Below are 20,753 nucleotides of genomic sequence, written 5' to 3' on the forward strand. Positions count from 1 at the left end.
CAGCGCAGAGTGCTCACGCCCGTGCCCGGTGGGCGGCTTCCGCCGCGTCCGGGGGCGAGGTCGGGTAGACGTCGGCATCGAAGAACCGAGCGAACGGCAGGGTGGCCAGCGTCTCGGCCACCTGCGCCTCGTCGGCGGCGATGACCTCGACGAACGTTGCCCGGCGGGCCGGGGAGACGTAGTGGGCGCCGATCTTCCCCTCCGAGCGCAACACCTCCAACTGCCGGTGTTCGTCGTCCCTCAGCGCGGCGAACTCCGCGACGTCCGTGTCGTCGCGGAGGGTTGCGAACACCATGAACGTCTTCGCCGGGGTCGTCGGCATGATCTTTCCTCTCGATCGTCCTACGAATGGTCAGCCGGTCGCGAGGACGGCATGATGTCATTCAATGACATCACTCTAACACAGTGATGTCATCAGATGACATCACTCTCGGTGTGTGTGCAGCCGCACTAAACTCGCAGCATGGGACGGTGGGAGCCGGGCGCGCGTGACCGCCTGCGCGAGGCAGCCCTGGCCCTGTACCTCGAACACGGCTTCGACCAGACCATGGTGGCCGACATCGCCGAACGGGCCGGCGTGACCGCTCGCACCTTCTTCCGCTACTTCGCCGACAAGCGCGAGGTCCTGTTCGACGCTTCGGCCGAGCTGGCGGAGAAGTCGCTGGCGGCGCTGGAGGCGGCGCCCGCGACGACGTCGCCGCTCGACCTCGTCGCGGTCGCGCTCGACGTCGTGGCCGACCTGGTCGGACACGACCGTGCGCTCGCCCGGAACCGGCACACGGTGATCATGGCCAACACCGACCTCCGGGAACGCGAACTGATCAAGCTCGCGCACATGGCGGCCACCGTCGCCGACGGGCTCCGCCGGCGGGGCATCGCCGACGTCGAGGCCGGCTTGGCCGCCGAGACCGGCGTGGCGGTGTACCGGGTCGCCTTCCAGCGATGGATCGACGCCGACGACCACCTCGACCTCCGCGACTCCATCCGCGACGCCTTCGCCCGACTGCGGAGCCTGACCGCCAGGTGACCGCGACCCCGGCGCTGCACTCGGTGCTCCGCGGAATGCTCGGTCGGAGTTCAGGTGCCTGGGATGGAGGTCGTCGACGGCCCGCTCCTGGACGCCGGCTCCCTCGTAGGTCGCTCCTTGATCGTCTCGGGAGTGCCGGTCCGGCCGTGCGCGCCCACGTCGCCGGGGTAGACCGCGCCGGCACCCGACGGAACGGGTGCAGTGGCAGGAACACGCCGTGCTCGAGGGACCACGCCCACCTGACCGCGAGGTGCGAGGCGTGCAGCTGCGCCCTGCGGGTATCCCCCTCACCATGGAGACCCTGGTCCGCCATCATCGAGGCGTGCAGAAGATCGAGTTCGGGGTGTAGGCGAGCTCATGTCCGTGGTGGAGGTTGTGGCCCTCTTCGGGCGACCGGACTCCGGGACGGTCGGCTGGGCCATCGTGATGGCGGTGGCCGCCTGCTGCTGCTACGCGACCTCGGCGGTGCTCCAGGAGCGTGAGGCAGCGCGCCCGGACGCCGGCGGGACCGCGCACATCCTGCACCTGCTGCGCCGCCCGATGTGGTGGGTGGCGGTGCTCGCCACGATCGCGGCGGCCGGGCTGCACATCGGCGCGCTCGCGCTGGGACCCCTGACGCTGATCCAGCCGCTGGGGGTGTTGACGCTGGTCCTCGCGCTGCCGTTGGGGGCGCGCCTGGCCGGTCGCGTGGTGACCCGCGCGGAGTGGGGCGCCGCCGTGGCGGTGGCCCTCGGCCTGGCGGCGGTGCTCTCCGTCGCGCCGCACCGGGCACCTGCCCTCACCCATTCCGCGGGCGTCGTGCTGGGCACCGCGGCCGTCGTCGCAGGTGTGGCGGCCGGGCTCGCCACGATCGCGACGCGCCTTCCCCGCCGGGTCGCCCCCGTCGTCTTCGCCGTGGCGGCGGCGACCTGCTTCGGGTTCGCGTCCGGCATGGCCCGGATGACGGTGACCGGCATGGGCCCGCTGCTCGTCACGGGGCCGTTGGCGGTCGCGGGTGCCGTGGCCGGTCTGGCACTGGCCCAGTTCGCCTACCGCGACGGCGGCCTGGGGGCGCCGCTCGCGACGTTGAACCTGGTCGACCCGATGGTTGCGGTGATCATCGGGGTGACGGTGCTGGACGAGCCGCTCCAGCTCGCCCCCGGTCCCGTCGCGCTGGGGTTGAGCGGCCTGGTCGCGACGTCGGTGGGGATCTGGGTGCTCGCGCGTGCGCCCGCCGCGGGTGTGGCACCCGCGCAGCCACCGGACGCGCATGTCCGTGACGGCCGACCCGCGGGTTGACCGGGTGGGCCGTCGCGTCAGAACTCGACGTAGGAGCCGACCGTCACGATGCGGTGCTCGGGCAGGCAGAAGGTGTCGACCGGGTTCGTCGAGGTGTTCGCCATCGCCATGAACAGCTTCTTGCGCCAGGTGCTCATCCCGGGTGCGTCGCCGCGCACGATCGTGATGCGGGAGACGAAGTAGGTGGCGCCGTCCACGTCGATGTCGACCTCCAGGCCCTGCTCGGCCGCCTGACGCAGGGCGGCGGGCACGTCGTGCTCGTCCTGGAAGCCGAACCGCATCGAGATGTGCATGATGCCGTCGTCGCGGTAGCCGAGGTCGTCCACGACGATCCGCTCGGCCCTCGGCACGTGCGGGACCTTGCGCGTCTCGACCGACACGATGACGACGGCTTCGTGCACGACGTGGTTGTGCTCGACGTTCTCCCGGAGCGCCAGCGGCATCGTCCCGGCGGCGGCGGTGAGGCAGACCGCGGTGCCCGGCGCTCGGAACACCGGCGGGTCCATGGTGCGGATCTCCTCGACGAAGTCGACGAGCAGCCCGTCGGTCTGGGCGCGCTTGGCGGTGACCAGTTCGCGCCCTCGCTGCCACGTGGTGAGCAGGACGAACACGACCAGGGCCAGCGTGAGCGGGAACCACCCGCCGTGGGTGATCTTCGGGATGTTCGCGCCGAAGAACGCCAGGTCGACGAGCAGGAACAGCGCGGAGCCGGTCACGACGAGCCACAGCGGCCTGCGCCAGAGCGTTCGGACGACCACGAAGTACAGGATCGTGTCGATGGCGAGGGTGCCGGTGACCGCGATGCCGTAGGCCGAGCCGAGGGCGGTGGAGGACCCGAAGCCGATGACGAGCCCGACGACGGCGACGAAGAGCAGGCCGTTGATGGCAGGGACGTAGACCTGGCCCTCCGCCTCCGAGGTGTGCCGGATCTTCAGACGGGGCAGGAAACCGAGCGCCACGGCCTGGCGGGTGACCGAGAACGCTCCTGAGATCACCGCCTGGGAGGCGATCACCGTCGCCGCGGTCGCCAGCACGACCGCCGGGATCAGCGCCCACGCGGGGAGGAGCAGGAAGAACGGGCTCTCGATCGTCGTGGGGGAGTCGAGGATGAGGGCGCCCTGGCCCAGGTAGTTGAGCGTCAGTGCGGGGAAGACGAAGAGGAACCAGGCGCGCCGGATGGCCGGCCGGCCGAAGTGGCCCATGTCGGCGTACAGCGCTTCCGCGCCGGTCACCGCGAGCACGACCGCCCCGAGCGCGAGGAACGCGACCACGCCCTCGTCGAGGAAGAACTCGATCCCGTAGACGGGCGAGAGGGCTCGCAGGACGCCCGGGTCCCGGACGACCTGACCGAGCCCGGCGACCGCGAGGACGGCGAACCACAACGCCATCACCGGCCCGAACAGGCGGCCGACCGCCTCGGTGCCGAACCGCTGGATCGCGAACAGGGCGGTCAGCACGGTGAGGGCGATGGGCACGACCAGCGACTCCAGGCTCGGTGTCACCACCTTGAGCCCCTCGACCGCCGACAGCACCGAGATGGCCGGCGTGATCATCCCGTCGCCGTAGAACAACGCTGCCCCGAAGATCCCCAGCGCGACGAGCACGGCCTTGGCGGCGCGGCTGTTCAGGGTGGCGCCCTGGACGAGCGCGATCAGCGCCATGATCCCGCCTTCGCCACCGTTGTCGGCGCGCATGATGAAGGTGACGTACTTGAGCGAGACGATGATCGTGATCGACCAGACGACCAGCGAGATGATCCCGTAGACGTGGCTCTCGTCGGCCCGGAGTCCCTCGGACACGAACACCGTCTGCATCGCGTAGAGCGGGCTCGTGCCGATGTCTCCGAACACCACACCGAGCGCACCGAGCGTCAACGCCGTCACTCCTGCGGGACCCGCCGACGATCCCGGGGCGGCCGGTGCATCGAGGGCCTCTGCGGAAGGGGAACGCGCCGGGCCGGTCTCCTCCCGATCGGCGGATCTCGACCCGGTCTGGCGATCCTGTGGCACGGCTGCGCAGCGTACGCGCAGGAAGGGGTGAGATGACGCCGAAGAGCCGCCGGGTTGATCGTCGTCAGCGGACTCCCCGGCGCGACTCGTGTCCGACCAGGACGACCTGGGCGGAGTACGACGTCGTCGCGATCGATGCCTAGGAGGACATCGGCGGTGTGTCGCCCATCTGGTCGGGGAGGTTCATCTGGTCGCCAGGAACGGTGAGGCCCGGGACAGCGTCAGGGGCGGCCAACACGAGCACGCCGAGCGTCAGGAGCAGCGCCACGGTCGTGTACGTCGTCACCCGCCGCCACGGAACGGTCTTCTCGATGGCGATCAGCCCGGCGATGAAGGCCATCCAGATGAGGCTCATGACGCCCAGCGCGAACAGCGACGCCATCAGCGCCCAGCAGCAGCCGACGCACCAGGCACCGTTCTTCGCTCCCATCCGCAGCGCGCCTCGGCGGCCCTCGCGCCACGAGCCGAGCAGGAAGCCGAGCGGGCTGGTGCACTTGCCGAGGCAGACGTCCTTGAGCGGGGTCAGCTCGTAGACCGCCGCAGCGACGAGCACGGCGCCCGCGATCCAGTGGCCCGCGTGGTCCCAGGCGAGCACGTTGCCGGGGATCTCGCCGAGGATCGCTGCGAGCGCGTAGGCCACCAGGCCGGCGATCGTCCACGTGAGGAGGTATCCCGCTGTGAACAGCAGTGGCAGCAGCGGAGATCGCTGCTTGGTCATGCGCGAGTACAGCGCGACCGTCGGCGCGACCGACGGAAACATCATCGCGACCATCATCACGAGCCACACCCCGAGGAACCAGCCGAGCCCGCCGAGCGCCGACCAGGGTCCCTGGTCCATGCCGCGCATCTGGTCGGCCGTCCACCACCAGCCGACCCCGGCGAGGGCGAACAGCACGGCGACCAGCCCGAGCCGGACACGGACCGCGGCGTACGCCGGCGCGAGACCGCCGACTCCGCTCGGACTCTCCTGCGCCCGCGCGCTCACCGCTCTCCCTCGCTGCGCGAGCTCGGCACTGCGCGCAGGCGCTGTGCTGATGATTCGCTCGCAAGCTCGCTCATCGGGGTCAGGCGGCCCAGGAGAACTCCGAGGTGGAGAGGCCGGTCTTGCCCTCGTACTGGATGCCGAAGGCGTTGATCCGCGAACGCCGCGCCTCGGCCATCGTCAGGCTCGACCCGACGGGGTGGAACATGCCGTCGAACCGGACCGGCCGACCGGTGTCGACCCCGAACGGCACGATGTCCTCGACCTCGAACTCGATCGCGTCCCCGACGCGGACGCTGTGCAGCAGCCCGTCGTCGCGGATCTCGATCGCGGCCCGCTCCATCCCGACGACCTCGCCGACCAGGGGCGCCAGTGCTTCCATCGGGCCACCCAGTTGTCCGCCGAAGACCTTCGCCAGCTTGTCGAACTGCTCGTCGGTGGCCTGGTCGTCGACGAACATCCCGAGCCGCCAGTTGCCGTCGGTCATGACCTTCGGTGTGTCGATGATCGTCACGACCTTGCGTCCACGCACGTCGGTGCCGTCGATCGCACCGTCACGGATGTCGAAGGCCAGCGTCGCCCGGCAGAAGTCATAGGTGGCGCCGTGATCGAACGAGAGGTTGCACGGGCACATCAGCTCGCACGAACAGGTCTCGACGTAGCTGCCGGTCAGGTTCCACGACATCGTCGGCTCCTTCCGAGGGCGGCAAGTGTCCGCCCCGGACATGGGCCGGTCAACCGCCTGCTGCAGGAACCAGCCGCGCACCGACGGTCGCGACCGGTGCGGGGATCAGGTTCGACCGCGCGGGGGAGAGTCCATACGGCTGAGAAACCCGTTGTGGGTGCCGCCGGTAACAACCCTGCCCTACGGTCGGCAGGATGGCAGACCTCCCGCGGCTCGGCGCGGAGGAGGAGTTCCACGTCGTCGACCTTCGGACGGGTTACGCCGCGCCCGAGGTCGACACCCTCCTCGACCAGCTCGACGGCGCCGAGTTCGCGCCTGAGCTGCAACGCTCGCTCGTCGAGACCAACACCCCGATCTGCGGCACCCTCGACGAGCTGCGCGGGCACCTCCGGCGCCTGCGGGCCCGCCTGGAGGAGGCGGCCGCGCCGCTCGGGCTGGGCGTGGTCGCGGCCGGCACCGTGCCGCTCGTGGACACGACGAGCGAGGCGATCTCGGCCGGTGCCCGCTACGAGCGGATGCAGCACGAGTACCAGATGCTGGTGCGCGAGCAGCACATCTGCGGCGCGCAGGTGCACGTCGACGTGCCCGACCGGGACACCGCGGTTCAGGTGCTGCAACGCGTCGCGCCGCACCTGCCGACGCTGCTCGCCCTGACGGCCAGCTCGCCGTACTGGCACGGGCACGACAGCGGCTACTCGTCGTTCCGCAGCATCGTGTGGTCCCGCTGGCCCACCGCGGGCCCGCCCGCGCACGTCGAGAGCGCGGCCGAGTACGACGCGCTGGTCGCCGACCTGATCTCGTCCGGGACGATCAGCGATGCCGGGATGGTCTACTTCGACGTCCGCCCGAGCGCGCACCTGCCCACCGTCGAGCTGCGGGTGTGCGACGCCTGCCCCGACGTGGAGGCGGTGGTGCTCGTCGCCGGCCTGTTCCGGGCGATGGTGATGCGCGCTGTGGCCGAGGCACAGGCCGGCGCACCGCTCCCCACCGTGCAGCACGAGCTGTTGCGCGCCGCCTCGTGGCGGGCCGCGCGGTCCGGGCTGGAGGGCGACCTCGTCGAGTTCGGCAGGGGTCGCGGTGACGCGCCGTCGCTGGTGCCGCCGCCGCAGCGGGTGCACCGGATGCTCGACGACGTCCGGCCGGAGCTGGAGGAGCTCGGCGACTGGGACCAGGTGTGCGGCCTGGCCGAGGCGATGCTCGCGGGGGGCAGTGCGGCGGCCCTGCAGCGGCGCGCGTTCGGCCGCCGCGGCGAGCTCACCGACGTCGTCGCGGGGCTGGTGGAACGCACGCAGGGCCGCACCCCGGCCATCGGGCCACCGCGCGCGGTGCCGCCGCGGTCGGGCCTGTTCGACGACTACCACGCCCCCGGGTTCGACGAGGTGCTGGGCACCGCAGGCATCGTGCGACCCGAGTACGGCTGGCTGGTCCACGCGCTCGACCGCATGGGCCGGCGCGGCCTCGCCGCGGCCGAGGGCGCGCTGCGCACCGAGCAGCAGGCCCGCGGGGTGACCTTCCGCGTCGGCGACGACGAACCCGACCGCCTCTTCCCCCTCGACGTGGTGCCCCGCATCCTCACCGCCGACGAATGGGAGCCGCTGGCCCGCGGGCTGGCGCAGCGGGTGCGGGCGCTGGAGGCGTTCCTCCACGACGTGTACGGGGCCCGCGAGATCGTCGACGACGGCATCGTGCCCGCGGCTGTCGTCGAGGGTGCGCCCGGCCTGCACCGGGCCGGCCGGTCGGTGCCCGCCGACGCCGTCCGCGTGACGGTCGCCGGCATCGACCTGGTGCGCGACGACGCCGACTCGTGGTTGGTTCTCGAGGACAACCTGCGCGTCCCGTCCGGCATCGGGTACGGCCTGATCAGCAGGCGGCTCATCCGCAGCGCGATGCCCGACCTGGAGCCGCCGGAGGGCGTGGTCGAGGTCGACGGGGTGCCGCGGATGCTGCGCGCCGCCCTGCTCTCGGCCACCGACCCCGACCAGCCCGGCGCCGACTCGGCGGCCCTGCTCACGGCCGGCCCGCACGACTCGGCGTACTTCGAGCACCGGCTGCTCGCCGAGCGGATGGACGTGCCGCTGGTGACCCCGCGGGACCTTCAGGTGACCGACGACGGCGTGCACCTCGTCGGCCCCGGCGGACGGAGACGGCTGGCGGCGCTGTACCGGCGGATCGACGAGGCGGAGCTGTTGGCCGCCCACGGGGCCGGGGACCGCCCGATCGGGCGAGCGCTGGTGAACGCCGTCGACCGGGGCACCGTGGTGATCGGCAACGCGCTGGGCAACGGGGTCGCCGACGACAAGCTCGTCTACGCCTACGTGCCGCAGATGATCGAGTTCTACCTCGGCGAGAAGCCCCTGCTGGCGTCGGTGCCGACCTTCCCGTGCATCGACGCCGATGCCCGCGAGCAGGTCCTCGACCGCGCGGCCGAGCTCGTGCTCAAGCCGGTAGACGGGTACGGGGGCCGCGGCATCGTGATCGGGCCGCAGGCGTCCCGGCAGGAGCTGGCGGAGGTCGTCGAGGCGGTGCGGGCCGACCCGGCCGGCTGGGTGGCGCAGGAGGTGGTGGCGCTGTCGACCCACCCGGTGTTCGACGGCACGCGGCTGCGGCCGCGGGCGGTGGACCTGCGCGCGTTCGCCTTCCAGTCCGGCACCGGCGACCGGCGCCGGGTGGCGGTGGCGCCCGTCGCCCTCTCCCGGGTCGCCCCGGAGGGCAGCATGATCGTCAACTCGTCGCAGGGCGGGGGAGCGAAGGACACCTGGGTGCTCCGCCGGCCCTCCTAGGGGACAGGACACACCATCGCAACACGGGGACGGGTTGCGCCGGGCGGGTTCGCCGTCGTCCACTCGGGGGATGTGCGGCATCGCGGGCGAGGTCCGCTTCGACGGAACACCCCCCGACATCGCGGGGGTCGCGCGGATGACCGCGGAGATGCACCGCCGCGGTCCGGACGCGGAGGGCGTGTACGCCCGGGGCGCGATCGCGCTGGGTCACCGCCGGCTGCAGATCATCGACCTGTCGGAGCGCGGCGCCCAGCCCATGGTCGATGCCGAGCTCGGGCTCTCCGTGGTGTTCAACGGCTGCGTCTACAACTACCGGGAGCTGCGCGCCGAGCTGGAGTCCGCGGGCTACCGGTTCTTCTCGACGTCCGACACCGAGGTCGTGCTCAAGGCGTTCCGGCACTGGGGCACCGCGTGCGTGCAGCGCTTCCTCGGGATGTTCGCCTTCGCCGTCGCCGAGCACGCGACCGGCCGGCTCACGCTCGCCCGCGACCGGCTCGGCATCAAACCGCTCTACCTTGCCGAGACGACGGGCCGGCTGCGGTTCGCCAGCTCGCTGCCCGCGCTGCTGGCCGGCGGCCGGGTCGACACCTCGATCGACCGGGTCGCGCTGCACCACTACATGTCGTTCCACTCGGTGGTCCCGGCGCCGCGGACGATCCTCGCGGGCGTGCGCAAGCTGCCGCCGGCGACCGTGCGGGAGATCGAACCGGACGGCACGTCGACGGAGGAGGTGTACTGGCGGCCGCAGCACGTGCGCGATCCCGCACGCGCCGGCTGGACCGCTGCCGACTGGACCGACGCGGTGCGGGAGTCCCTGCGCACGGCCGTGCGCCGGCGCATGGTGGCCGACGTGCCGGTCGGCGTGCTGCTGTCCGGCGGCATCGACTCGTCGCTCGTGGTGGCGCTGCTGGCCGATGAGGGCCAGCACGGCCTGAAGACGTTCAGCGTCGGGTTCCGGGCCTCCGGGGGCGAGCAGGGCGACGAGTTCGCCTACTCCGACATCGTCGCCCGCGAGTTCGGCACCGACCACCACCAGATCCTCGTCGAGCCGGAGCGCATGCTGCCGGCGGTCGACGCGACGATCGCGGCGATGGCCGAGCCGATGGTGAGCCACGACTGCGTGGCGTTCCACCTGCTGTCGGAGGACGTGTCGCGGTCGGTGAAGGTCGTCCAGTCCGGGCAGGGCGCCGACGAGGTGCTGGCCGGCTACGACTGGTACCCGCCGCTCGCGGGCGTGCCGCGCGACCGGGCCGCCGTCGAGTACGCGAAGGTGTTCACCGACCGCACGCACGCGTCGATGGCCGAGATCCTCGAACCCGAGTGGATGCTCGACGACGACCCGAGCAGGGCGTTCATCGCCGAGCACTTCGCGGTGCCCGGAGCCGAGGACGCGCTCGACGCCGCGCTGCGCATCGACTCCACCGTCATGCTGGTGGACGACCCGGTGAAGCGCGTCGACAACATGACGATGGCGTGGGGGCTGGAAGCGCGGGTACCGTTCCTGGACCACGAGTTCGTCGAGCTGGTGGCGGCGTGCCCGCCGGAGTTGAAGCTCGCCCACGGCGGCAAGGGCGTGCTGAAGGACGCGGCCCGCGGGGTCGTGCCCGACGCCGTGATCGACCGGCCGAAGGGGTACTTCCCGGTGCCGGCGATCCGCCAGCTCGAGGGCCCGTTCCTCGACCGGGTGCGCGACGCCGTGACCGACCCGCGGGCCAAGGACCGCGGCATGGTGCGCCGGGATTGGATCGACGCGATGCTCGCCGATCCGAACACCACGCGAACCAACCTCGGCTCGAACGCGTTGTGGCAGGTAGCACTGCTGGAGATGTGGCTGCAGGAGAGGGGGATCTGAATGGCGGGCCTGAGCGAACGCCGGGTGGCCCGGCTGCGCGGCGAGCACAACGTCCGGGAGCACCACGGCCTGTCCGCCGCCGTGCACCACCGCCCTGCGCCCTCTCCCGACGGCAGGCGCGTCGCGTGGATCAGCGACCGCGACGGGCGCCCCCGGGTGTGGGTCGCACCGCTGCCGGCGACCGGCCCGGTGCTGGTGCCCGCCGCCCCCGTCACGGCGGACTCCGACGTCACGGCCGTCTCCTGGTCCCCGGACGGGGCATGGCTGGCGTGCCAGGTCGCCCCGTCCGGCGGCGAACGCACCCGGGTGCTCCTCGTCGACCCCGACACCGGCGCCACGCGGCGAGTCGGCTCCGGCGCAGCCGCTGTCACGCTCGGTGCCTGGGCGCCCAACGGCCACCACCTCGGCCTCACGCTCTACACCGAGGACCACGGAGACGGTCAGGCGTTCCTCTACGACCTGCGCGACGGGACCTCGACGGCGGTCGCGACCGGCCCCGCCGCGCACGTGTGCGCGATCGACGGCGAGGCGCGGCACGCCGTCGTCCGGCACGGCCGACGCGGCACGCGCTCGCTGGAGCTGGTGGACCTGCGGTCGGGCCGGCGCACCGATCTCGTCCCCGGTGGCGAGGTCTCCGTGGCCGACGCGCGGTTCGCCGTGACCGGCGGCCAGCTCTACGTGCACACCGACGCCGGCGGCGACCGGCCGGCCCTGCTCGCCGTCACGGTGCGGGGCTCATCGGTGTCGGCGGTGTACCCGATCGCCGAGCGCGCCGACGACGATCTCGACTCCGTGAGCCTCGATCCCGACGGCGCGCGGGCGGCGCTGGTGTGGAACGTCGAGGGGCGCAGCGAGGTCGAGCTGCTCGACCTGCGGTCGGGGCTGCTGCGCCCGGTGCCCGGCGCCCCGGGTCAGGTGGTCACGTCCATGGCGTTCGCGCGGGACGGGTCATCGCTGCTCGTGGCGTCGGAGGGGCCGGCCACCACCCCGCGGATCACCCGGGTGGCCGTCGGCGGCGACGCCGAGCTGGCCGCCGAGCACACCGCGGTCGTGCCCCCGGTGCCGCCGGGCGCGGGCGCGCTCGTCGAACCGACGCTGCACACCTACCTCGCCGAGGACGGCCTGCGGATCGCCGGTTGGCTGTTCCGCCCACGCGGCGCGCTCGGCGCCCTGCCGACGCTCGTCTGGCTGCACGGCGGCCCGGAGGCGCAGGAACGGCCGGTGTGGCAGCCGCTCTTCCAGGCGCTCGTGGCCGAGGGCATCGCGGTCTTCGCGCCGAACGTGCGCGGCTCGGGCGGGTACGGGCGGCGCTTCGCCACCGCCGACGACCGGGAGCGCCGGTTCGTCGCGATCACCGACGTCCGCGCCACCGTCGCGTTCCTGACCGGATCGGGGCTGGCCGATCCGTGCCGCGTCGGGGTGGCCGGCCGTTCCTACGGCGGGTACCTGACCCTGGAGGCGCTCGCCGACTTCCCCGAGCTGTTCGCCGTCGGCGTGGACGTGTGCGGCATCAGCGACTTCGCGACGTTCTTCGCCGAGACCGAGCCGTGGATCGCCGACGCGGCCACCACGAAGTACGGCGATCCGGGCACCGACGCCGGGCTGCTGCGACAGCTCTCGCCGCTGCACCGGGCCGACCGGATCGCCGCCCCGCTGCTCGTCGTGCACGGCGCGCACGACACCAACGTCCCGCTCGGCGAGGCCGAGCGGATCCTCCAGGCCCTGCGCGCCCACGGGCAGGCGCCGCGCCTCCTGCTGTTCCCCGACGAGGGCCACGAGGTGCACGACAGCGGGAACCGCGCGCTCTTCGTCCGCGAGGTCGTCGGTTGGGTGACGGCGCACCTGCGGGAGACGGGCGAGCAGACGGCCTGAACCCTACGAGGCCACCGCGTGGGTTCCGACGGCGGCAGGAGCGGTGCTCACCCTGTCGACACGCGCTGGTCGGCACGGGTGGCGCGCTCTGCGTGTTCCGGTTGGCGGTGGGCCGCCGCGCACCGCATGACGCCGCCCAGCGCTGCGAGGGCTGCGAACAGGACGGCACCGGCGGTGAGCGTGATCATGGCCAGCCGGGCTGGTGTCGCACTGCGCGGCCCGCGCCGATCGGGTGCAGGCAACTCGGTCCGGGCAGCTGATCGGGGGAGCGGCATCGTGTTTCCTCGGCAACGGGCGGTCTGGTCGGTGAGCGCACAGTGATCGAGCCAGACCGGCCGCCGGACGTCGCTCTCGGATGAGGCTGCAGGAAATTGCGAAGTATCGAAGACGCGGGTGGACCACCGGTCCTGGACGCCGAACGGCGGACCGGTCGCCCTCGGGGTAGGCGCGCGATTTAGTCCCCCGTTAGCGGGTCGCCCTAGCGTCGTCGCGTCGAGGCCGGCTCCCCATCTCGGAGGTTCGCATGTCCGTCCGATCGACGATCGTCGCCGGCGCCTCGGTCGTGGTGATGCTCGCGGCAACCGTCGCGACCGCCGTTCCCGCCGCGGCAGAGCCGGCCTGCCAGGACGGCATCGTCTGCTCCTTCTCCGAGCCCGGCTACCAGGGCTCCTTCGAGCCGATCACCCCCCGCGGCGGCTGCCGAGCCATCGCGACGGGTGCGATCGGCTGGCGCCAGTCCGCGATCAACAGGTCCGAGGCCCGGGTCGTCTTCGCCGAGGCGATCACCTACGAGAACGGCACGGCGACGTGCCGCGGCGCCATGGCACCGGTCCCGTCCGGGGGCCAGGTCCCGGACTTCGGCTTCCGCGCGACCGCCGTGTACTCGTAGGACGCTCCGCGAAGACGGATCGGCGCGTGGCTGCTCCCGTCGGCCGTCAGCCCCCGTGGGTGGCTGCCGTGCCGTACGTCGTGTACGTGTACGGGTTGTCGAGCAGCGCGGTCGCCGGCACCTCCGGGTGCATGCCCTGCCGCCAGGCCTCCTCGCCGAGCGTCGCGCGCAGGTGGTCGACGGTGTCCTCGACGGCCGCCCGCGCCGCCGCCAGATCGGCGTCAACCAGCCGTCCATCGCGCTTCACGATCCGACCGTCCACCAGCACGGTGTGCACGTCGCCGCGCTGCGCCTGGAACGCGACGTGCCCGTACGGGTGCAGGATCGGGAACGACACCGGCGACGCGTCGTTGCGCAGCAGCACGACGTCGGCCTTCTTGCCGCGCTCCAGGCTGCCCAGCTCGTGGTCGCGCCCCAGGGCCTTCGCCCCGCCGCGGGTGGCCCAGTCGACGACGTGCTCGGCGCGCAGCCGGTGCGCGGTGACCGTGTCGCCCTTGGCGTGCGCGTCCATGTGCTCGCGCGCCCGGTCGGCGCCCAGCGTGGTGCGCATCGCGGAGAACAGGTCGCCGCTCCACCACACGCTCGTGTCCATCGACAGCGAGACGGGGATGCCGTGCGTGCGCAGCACCCAGCTGGGCGGGTAGCCCTGGCCGGCGCTCTGCTCGCTCTCGGTCGCCATCGACACGGAGCCGCCGGTCGCGGCGATGCGGTGGTAGGAGTCGGCCGAGAGCGTGGCGGCGTGCACGAAGATGCTGGACTCGTCGAGGAACCCGGCCTCGTGCGCGAGCCGGATGCCGTCGTCGTTGGTGGCGCCCCACACCCCGGCGTGGGTCGTGACGGCGACGCCGAGCTCGCGCGCCACCTCGTAGGCCTTCTTCTCGGGGAACTCCGGGTCGCCGGTCACGTCGAAGGCCATCTGGAAGCCGAGCATGTCGTCGCGCGCGTCGATCAGGCGCTTGGCGAAGGCCTGGAAGTCCGGCGACGCCGACCACTCCCACGGGCCCTGCTGGATGTTGCCGTAGGCGAGGACGAACCGGCCGGGCACCGCGCGCAACGCGTCGACGGCGGCCTCGGCGTGGTCGAGGGTCTGCAGGCCGTGCGACCAGTCGACGCACGTCGTGACGCCGGCGTCGACCGCCTCCAGCGCGGCGAGCAGGTTGCCGGCGCGCACGTCCTGCGGCCGGAAGTGCTTCCCGGACTCGAGGTAGTACCAGACGAAGTACTGCGTGAGCGTCCAGTCGGCGCCGTAGCCGCGCATCGCGGTCTGCCACATGTGCCGGTGGGTGTCGATCATGCCCGGCATGACGACGCCGCCGCGCGCGTCGATCTCCTCGGTGCCTTCGGGCACGGCGAGGCTCGCGCCGACCTCCTCGATCCGGTCGCCGACGACGAGCACGTCCGCGTCGGGGAGGACGGTGTGCGCGTCGTCCATGGTCAGTACCAACCCGCCGCGCAGCACCACCGGACGTCCGGACTCGGTCATCGAGCACCTCCAGAAGTATCGGACACACGTCCGCGTGACGGTCACGGACTCTCGACTGCGGTACGGTCCGTGTCAAGGGCGGTGTGCGCCTGTTGGGCCGAAGGGGGAACGTCGATGCCGAGAGCGGGGACCGGCCCGGACTTCATCGAGGCCCTCGCCCGCGGGCTGGAGGTGATCACCGCCTTCCGGCCCGGCCGCCCGTCGATGACGTTGGCCGAGGTCGCGACGGCCACCGGGCTCGCCCGCCCGACGGCGCGCCGGATCCTGCTCACCCTCGTCGAGCTGGGGTACGTGCGCGCGGGCGAGCGCGGGTTCGCGCTGACCCCGCGGGTGCTCGACCTCGGCGTCGCCTACACCCGCTCGCTCGGGCTGTGGGACGTCGCGCGGCCGCACATGGAGCGGCTCGTGGCGCGCACCAACGAGTCGTGCTCCATCGCCCAGCTCGACGGCTCCGACATCGTCTACGTGGCCCGCGTGTCCGTGCCGAAGATCGTCGCGCTGGTGGTGCAGATCGGCACCCGGTTCCCGGCGCTGCCGACGTCGCTGGGCAAGGTGCAGCTCGCCGCGCTCCCCGCCGAGGAGGTCGACCGGGTGCTGGCCGAGCCGTCGCGCTCCGGGCTGGTGCCGGTACGGGTGCCCGACCGGGCGACCCGCGACGCCGAGCTGCGTGACGTCCGCGCCCGCGGCTGGGCGCTCACCGACCAGGAGCTGGCCGCCGGCATCCGCTCGGTCGCCGCCCCGCTGCGTGACGGCAGCGGCCGCGTCATCGCCGGCATCAACGTCAACACCCACGCCGCCGAGACGCCGGTCGAGAAGCTGCTCGACGAGCACCTGCCGCTGCTGCTGCAGGTGGCGGGCGACATCAGCGCGGACTTCGCGCGCCTGGAGACGGTGCCGCACGTGACGGTGGCGTCGTAGGATCACGATGACGGACAACTGTCCGCCTGACGAACGCAAGGAGCAGGATGACTTCCCCGGGACCCTTGTCCGGCGTGCTCGTCGCCGACTTCTCCCGGGTGCTCGCCGGGCCCTACGCGACCATGCTGCTGGCCGACATGGGCGCCGACGTGGTGAAGGTCGAGTCCCCTCAGGGCGACGAGACGCGCACCTGGACCCCGCCCACCCGCGGCACGACCTCGACGTACTACCTGGGCATCAACCGCGGGAAGCGCTCGATCGCGCTGGACCTGCGCCATCCCGAGGACGCCGCGCTGGGCCGCGAGCTGGCCCGCCGCGCCGACGTGATGATCCAGAACTTCCGCCCGGGCGCGCTCGCCCGCTACGGCCTCGACGCCGGGTCCGTGCTCGCGGCGAACCCGCGCTCGGTCTACGCGTCGATCAGCGGGTTCGGTGCGGGCGCCGGCGCGCACGTGCCCGGCTACGACCTGATGGTGCAGGCCATGTCGGGCCTGATGAGCCTCACGGGCGACCCCGACGGCCCCCCGTTCCGCGCCGGGATCTCGGTGTTCGACGTGATGGCCGGCAAGGACGCGGTGATCGGCATCCTGGCCGCGCTGCGGCACCGCGACGCCACCGGCGAGGGCCAGCACCTCGAGATCGCGCTGCTGTCGTCGGCGCTGTCGGGCCTGGTCAACCACAGTTCCGCGTACGTGGCCGGCGGGGTGGTGCCCTACCGGATGGGCAACGCGCACCCGAGCGTCTTCCCGTACGAGCCGCTGCCGACGGCCGACCGCGACCTGATCGTCGCCGCCGCGAACGACGGCCAGTTCCGCAAGCTGTGCGAGGTGCTGGGCATCCCCGCGGTGGCGGACGACCCGCGGTTCCTGCGCAACGCCGACCGCACCGCCAACCGCGAGGAGCTGCGGCCGCTGCTCGTCGAGGCACTCGCCGCCCGCGGCGCGGGGGAGTGGTTCGAGCTGCTCGTCGCCGCCGGGGTGCCCGCCGGTCCGATCAACACGATCGACGGCGGCTTCGCCGCGGCCGAGCAGTTCGGGCTCGACCCCGTCGTCGAGGTGGGTGAGGGTTCGCGGGCGGTGCCGATGGCCCGGCACCCGATCACGTACTCCGCCACCCCCGCCCGCTACGAGCTGCCCCCGCCGGAGCTCGACGAGCACGGCGTCGAGCTGCGGAAGTGGCTGGCAGGGGACGCCGATGCCTGAGTACCCCACCGCGCTCGGCGCGTCCGAGCTGCGGACGATCACACTGCTCGGCCAGGACCTGGCCGACGACGTGATGGGCAGCGTGGGCTTCGGCGAGCTGGCCTTCTGGCTGGCCACCCAGCAGCGACCGACGCGCGGGCAGGTGCGGGTGTTCGAGGCCGTGCTCGCCGCGCTGGCCGACCACGGCTTCACCCCGACCGCGATCGCGACCCGCCTGACGTACCTGTCGGCTCCCGACTCGATCCAGGGCGCGCTGGCGGCGGGGCTGCTCGGCGGGGGCTCCCGGTTCCTGGGCGTCACCGAGGACTGCGGCACGTTCCTGCACGGCGTGCTGCGCGACCGCGAGCTGCCGACCGACGACGCCGGCTGGGACGCACTCGCGCTCGCCACCGTCCGGGAGCGTCGGGCGGCCGGCGCGTTCGTGCCCGGGCTCGGGCACCCCGTGCACAAGGAGGGCGATCCGCGCACCCCGCGGCTGCTCGCGATCGCCGCGGAGGAGGGCCTGGTCGGGCCGCACCTGCAGTTGTTCAGCGCGATCGGCCGGGTGCACCACGAGGTGCTCGGTCGCACGCTGCCGCTCAACGGGGCCGGGGTGTGCGGCGCGGCGCTGGCCGACCTGGGCCTGCCGATCCCGCTGCTGCGCGGCTTCGCCCTGCTGGCTCGCACGGCCGGCCTGATCGGCCAACTGGCGGAGGAGATGCGCCACCCCGTGGCCCGGCAGATCTACGACGAGGTGGAGGCGAGCAGCATGCCGAGGTCCCCGGAGCCGTGGACATGACCCCGCCCACGTCACACACCGAGTGTGGTCCGCACACATGTTGCAGCATGTGTGAGGACCGCACTAGGTGTGTGACGTCGATTCGGGAGTGCTCGTGAACTCCGCCGCCCTCGTCCACGTCCCGGGTGAGCCGCCGCGCCATGGCGACGCGGTCGAGCCCGAGCCGGGCCCGGGCGAGCTGCTGATCGCCGTCACGGCCGCGCCGATCACGCCGCTCGACCGGTTGTGCGCGTCCGGCACGTCGTACTTCGGCCGTCCCGCGGTGCCGTACGTGCCGGGTGTCCAGGGCGTCGGGGTGGTGGAGCGGGGGGTCGGGCGGATCCTGCCCGGCACCCCGGTCTGGTTCGCCACCTCGGCCGGCATGGCTCCCGGTGACGGCAGCATGCGCACCCGCGCCACCGCGGCCGAGCAGGACGTGGTGCCGCTGCCGGACGGGGCCGACCCGGTGCTGGTCGCCGCGCTGGGGCTGTCGGCCGTGGCCGCGGAGATGGCGCTGACCTGGCGCGGCGGGCTCGCCGCCGGCGAACACGTGCTCGTGCTCGGTGCGGGCGGGATCGTCGGGCAGGCGGCCGTGCAGCTGGCCCGGGCCGCGGGCGCGGGCCGGGTGGTGGCGGCCGCGCGGTCGCAGGCCGCCCGGGACCGGGCGCTCCGGCTCGGCGCCGACGCCGTGGCCGCGCTGCCGGACGGCCCGGCCGAGGTCGCCGAGCTGGCCACTGAGCTGCGCGAGGCGTGCGGGGAGCCCGTCGACCTCGTGCTCGACCCGGTGTTCGGGGTCGCCGCCGCGGCCGCGCTGCGCGTGCTGCGCCCCGGCGGGCGCCTGGTCAACCTCGGCAGCGCCGCCGCCGAGACCGCGCCCATCGACTCCGCGACGCTGCGCAGCCGGTCCCTGCAGATCAGCGGCTACACCAACAACGAGCTGAGCGCCGAGCAGCGCCACGCCGCCATCACCCGCGTCGCCGAGCTGGCCGCCGCCGGCCGGCTCACCGTCGAGTACGCGCAGGCGCCGCTCACCTCCGTCGCCGACGTGTGGACGGCCGCCGCCCGCACCGTGCTGGTGCCGGCATGACGGGCCTGCCCGTGCTGCCTACATCGCTGGTGGGCAGCGCTCCGCAGCCGGACTGGCTGATCGACCGCGCCCAGCTGTCGGGCCGCCAACCCCCGCGGGTGCGCGCCCGGGAGCTGTGGCGGCCCGCGCCCGAGCACCTCGCCGAGGCCCAGGACGACGCCACCGAGGTCGCGATCCGCACCCAGGAACGGGCCGGGCTCGACATCGTCACGGACGGCGAGATCCGCAGGGAGAGCTACTCCAACCACTTCGCCACCGCGCTGGACGGCATCGACCTCGACCACCCCGGCACGGTGATCAGCCGCTCCGGCACGCCGGCCCCGGTGCCGCGGATCGTCGGGCCGCTGCACCGGCCGTCGCCGGTGCAGGTGCGCGACCTGGAGTTCCTGCGCAGGCGCACCGACCGCGCCGTCAAGATCACGGTGCCGGGCCCGTTCACGATGACCCAGCTGTCCGCCGACGAGCACTACGGCGACCCGGAGGCGGTCGCCATGGCGTACGCGGCGCTGGTCAACGCGGAGATCCGCGACCTCTTCGCCGCCGGCGCCGACATCGTCCAGATCGACGAGCCGTACCTGCAGGCCCGCCCGGACGACGCCCGCGCGTTCGGGCTCGCCGCCGTCACCGCCGCCCTCGACGGGATCTCCGGCACGACCGCGGTGCACCTGTGCTTCGGCTACGCCGCGCTCGTGCACGAGCGGCCGGCCGGTTACTCGTTCCTGCCGGAGCTGGCCGGCTGCCCGGCCGACCAGATCTCCATCGAGACCGCGCAGTCCGGCCTCGACCTCGGCGTGCTCGCCGACCTCGCCGGCAAGACGGTGGTGCTGGGCGTGATCGACCTGTCCGACACCGCCGTCGAGCCCGTCGACGTGGTCGCCGACCGGGTGCGGCGGGCGTTCCGGTACACCCACCCGTCGGCGCTGGTCATCGCACCGGACTGCGGGATGAAGTACCTGCCGCGGGAGTCCGCGGAGGGGAAGATGCGCGCCATGGCCGGTGCGGCGGCCGTGCTGAGAGCGGAACTGGAGGACAGCTGATGCAGCTCGTCACCGAGGAGAACATCACCGAGCTGGCCGTCGAGCGGTGGGGCAGCGCCCACGACCCGCGGCTGGCGGAGATCATGCGCGCGCTGGTGCGGCACCTGCACGACTTCGCCCGCGAGGTGCACCTCACCGAGGAGGAGTGGCTGGCCGCGATGCAGTGGCTCACCGCCACCGGGCAGATCAGCGACGAGAAGCGTGCCGAGTTCATCCTGGCCTCCGACGTGCTCGGCCTGTCGATGCTCGTCGTGCAGCTCAACCACGCGTTCGATCCCGCCGCCACCCCGGCCACGGTGCTCGGCCCCTTCCACATCGACGGCTCCCCGGAGCTCGAGGCAGGCGCCGACATGGCGGCCGGCATCCCCGGCACCCCGCTGTTCGTCCACGGCACCGTCCGCGACCTCGACGGGAAGCCGGTCGCCGGCGCCGTCCTGGACGTGTGGCAGGCCGACGACGAGGGCATGTACGAGGCGCAGCTCGACGTGTCGGAGGCGCGGCTGCGGGCGAAGTACACCACCGGTGACGACGGCGGCTACTGCGTGCGCACCGTGGCCCCGCTGGGCTACAGCATCCCCGTCGACGGGCCGGTGGGGGAGCTCATCGCGCAGACCCCGATCAGCCACTACCGGCCCGCCCACGTGCACTTCATCGTCACGAAGCCCGGCTACGAACCGCTCGTGACGCACCTGTTCCGCGAGGGCGCGCAGTACCTCGACAGCGACGTGGTCTTCGGAGTCAAGGAAGAGCTGGTCGTCCGCTTCGACGAGCGACCCGCCGGGCCGACGCCCGACGGCGGCAGCTCCGAGGTGCCGTGGCTGGAGGCCCGCTACGACTTCGTGGTGCAGGCCGTCGACGGGTCCTGACCGGCGTCGGCCGCTCGGACGGGCGCGGC

At 73.0% G+C, this 20,753-nt stretch carries 17 protein-coding genes; 12 read left to right on the forward strand and 5 right to left on the reverse strand.

The window, feature by feature from the left end; all coding sequences use genetic code 11:
• Positions 1–13 precede the first annotated feature (13 nt).
• Positions 14–322: a muconolactone Delta-isomerase family protein gene (locus ACQEVB_RS40145; protein WP_432984986.1), complete on the reverse strand. Its 309-nt coding sequence runs from the start codon at positions 320–322 to the stop codon at positions 14–16.
• 141 nt (positions 323–463) lie between these two features.
• On the opposite strand from ACQEVB_RS40145, the gene ACQEVB_RS40150 reads away from it, so the two are divergent.
• Positions 464–1,027 carry a TetR family transcriptional regulator gene (locus ACQEVB_RS40150; protein WP_432984988.1) on the forward strand — a complete coding sequence of 188 codons (564 nt, stop codon included), beginning with the start codon at positions 464–466 and terminating at the stop codon, positions 1,025–1,027.
• A 357-nt stretch (positions 1,028–1,384) separates the two neighbouring features.
• The gene (locus tag ACQEVB_RS40155) at positions 1,385–2,305 is read left to right on the forward strand and encodes a DMT family transporter (RefSeq protein ID WP_432984991.1); all 921 of its coding nucleotides are present in this window, start codon (positions 1,385–1,387) and stop codon (positions 2,303–2,305) included.
• 17 nt (positions 2,306–2,322) lie between these two features.
• Here ACQEVB_RS40155 and ACQEVB_RS40160 read toward each other — a convergent pair whose 3' ends face one another.
• The 3 genes from ACQEVB_RS40160 to ACQEVB_RS40170 form a co-directional block, all read right to left on the reverse strand.
• On the reverse strand, positions 2,323–4,188 hold the full coding sequence (locus ACQEVB_RS40160) for a potassium transporter Kup (RefSeq protein WP_432984994.1): 1,866 nt from the start codon (positions 4,186–4,188) through the stop codon (positions 2,323–2,325).
• Between the two features lie 265 nt (positions 4,189–4,453).
• Positions 4,454–5,299, reverse strand: coding sequence for a DUF2182 domain-containing protein (locus ACQEVB_RS40165; protein ID WP_432984997.1), 846 nt, complete (start codon positions 5,297–5,299; stop codon positions 4,454–4,456).
• Between the two features lie 79 nt (positions 5,300–5,378).
• On the reverse strand, positions 5,379–5,981 hold the full coding sequence (locus ACQEVB_RS40170; protein ID WP_432985000.1) for a DUF1326 domain-containing protein: 603 nt from the start codon (positions 5,979–5,981) through the stop codon (positions 5,379–5,381).
• A gap of 194 nt (positions 5,982–6,175) precedes the next feature.
• Between ACQEVB_RS40170 and ACQEVB_RS40175 the strand changes: the two genes are divergently transcribed.
• The 4 genes from ACQEVB_RS40175 to ACQEVB_RS40190 all read left to right on the forward strand — a co-directional run bounded on the left by ACQEVB_RS40175 (position 6,176) and on the right by ACQEVB_RS40190 (position 13,374).
• On the forward strand, positions 6,176–8,761 hold the full coding sequence (locus tag ACQEVB_RS40175; protein ID WP_432985003.1) for a glutamate--cysteine ligase: 2,586 nt from the start codon (positions 6,176–6,178) through the stop codon (positions 8,759–8,761).
• Between the two features lie 70 nt (positions 8,762–8,831).
• Positions 8,832–10,613, forward strand: coding sequence for an N-acetylglutaminylglutamine amidotransferase (locus tag ACQEVB_RS40180; protein ID WP_432985006.1), 1,782 nt, complete (start codon positions 8,832–8,834; stop codon positions 10,611–10,613).
• The gene (locus ACQEVB_RS40185; RefSeq protein ID WP_432985009.1) at positions 10,614–12,485 is read left to right on the forward strand and encodes a S9 family peptidase; all 1,872 of its coding nucleotides are present in this window, start codon (positions 10,614–10,616) and stop codon (positions 12,483–12,485) included.
• A gap of 523 nt (positions 12,486–13,008) precedes the next feature.
• Complete coding sequence (locus tag ACQEVB_RS40190) at positions 13,009–13,374, forward strand: hypothetical protein (RefSeq protein WP_432985012.1); 366 nt, start codon at positions 13,009–13,011, stop codon at positions 13,372–13,374.
• A 46-nt stretch (positions 13,375–13,420) separates the two neighbouring features.
• On the opposite strand, the gene ACQEVB_RS40195 is transcribed toward ACQEVB_RS40190, so the two are convergent.
• Positions 13,421–14,857, reverse strand: coding sequence for an amidohydrolase family protein (locus ACQEVB_RS40195; RefSeq protein ID WP_432985015.1), 1,437 nt, complete (start codon positions 14,855–14,857; stop codon positions 13,421–13,423).
• Between the two features lie 114 nt (positions 14,858–14,971).
• On the opposite strand from ACQEVB_RS40195, the gene ACQEVB_RS40200 reads away from it, so the two are divergent.
• From ACQEVB_RS40200 to ACQEVB_RS40225, 6 genes are all read left to right on the forward strand, one after another.
• Positions 14,972–15,775 (forward strand): IclR family transcriptional regulator domain-containing protein, encoded by an 804-nt coding sequence (locus ACQEVB_RS40200; protein WP_432985018.1) that lies wholly within the window; start codon positions 14,972–14,974, stop codon positions 15,773–15,775.
• 47 nt (positions 15,776–15,822) lie between these two features.
• Positions 15,823–16,977, forward strand: coding sequence for a CaiB/BaiF CoA transferase family protein (locus ACQEVB_RS40205; RefSeq protein WP_432985021.1), 1,155 nt, complete (start codon positions 15,823–15,825; stop codon positions 16,975–16,977).
• Positions 16,970–17,755, forward strand: a complete 786-nt coding sequence (locus ACQEVB_RS40210; RefSeq protein WP_432985024.1) for a citryl-CoA lyase — start codon at positions 16,970–16,972, stop codon at positions 17,753–17,755. The genes ACQEVB_RS40205 and ACQEVB_RS40210 overlap by 8 nt, the downstream gene beginning before the upstream one ends.
• Before the next feature lie 94 nt (positions 17,756–17,849).
• The gene (locus tag ACQEVB_RS40215) at positions 17,850–18,821 is read left to right on the forward strand and encodes a zinc-binding dehydrogenase (RefSeq protein WP_432985027.1); all 972 of its coding nucleotides are present in this window, start codon (positions 17,850–17,852) and stop codon (positions 18,819–18,821) included.
• The gene (locus tag ACQEVB_RS40220; protein ID WP_432985030.1) at positions 18,818–19,858 is read left to right on the forward strand and encodes a 5-methyltetrahydropteroyltriglutamate--homocysteine methyltransferase; all 1,041 of its coding nucleotides are present in this window, start codon (positions 18,818–18,820) and stop codon (positions 19,856–19,858) included. The genes ACQEVB_RS40215 and ACQEVB_RS40220 overlap by 4 nt, the downstream gene beginning before the upstream one ends.
• Positions 19,858–20,724, forward strand: coding sequence for a dioxygenase (locus tag ACQEVB_RS40225; protein ID WP_432985033.1), 867 nt, complete (start codon positions 19,858–19,860; stop codon positions 20,722–20,724). Before ACQEVB_RS40220 ends, ACQEVB_RS40225 begins: the two co-directional genes overlap by 1 nt.
• Positions 20,725–20,753: the final 29 nt, after the last annotated feature.

This window comes from Pseudonocardia sp. CA-107938 (assembly GCF_050936315.1).
Classification (GTDB): domain Bacteria; phylum Actinomycetota; class Actinomycetes; order Mycobacteriales; family Pseudonocardiaceae; genus Pseudonocardia.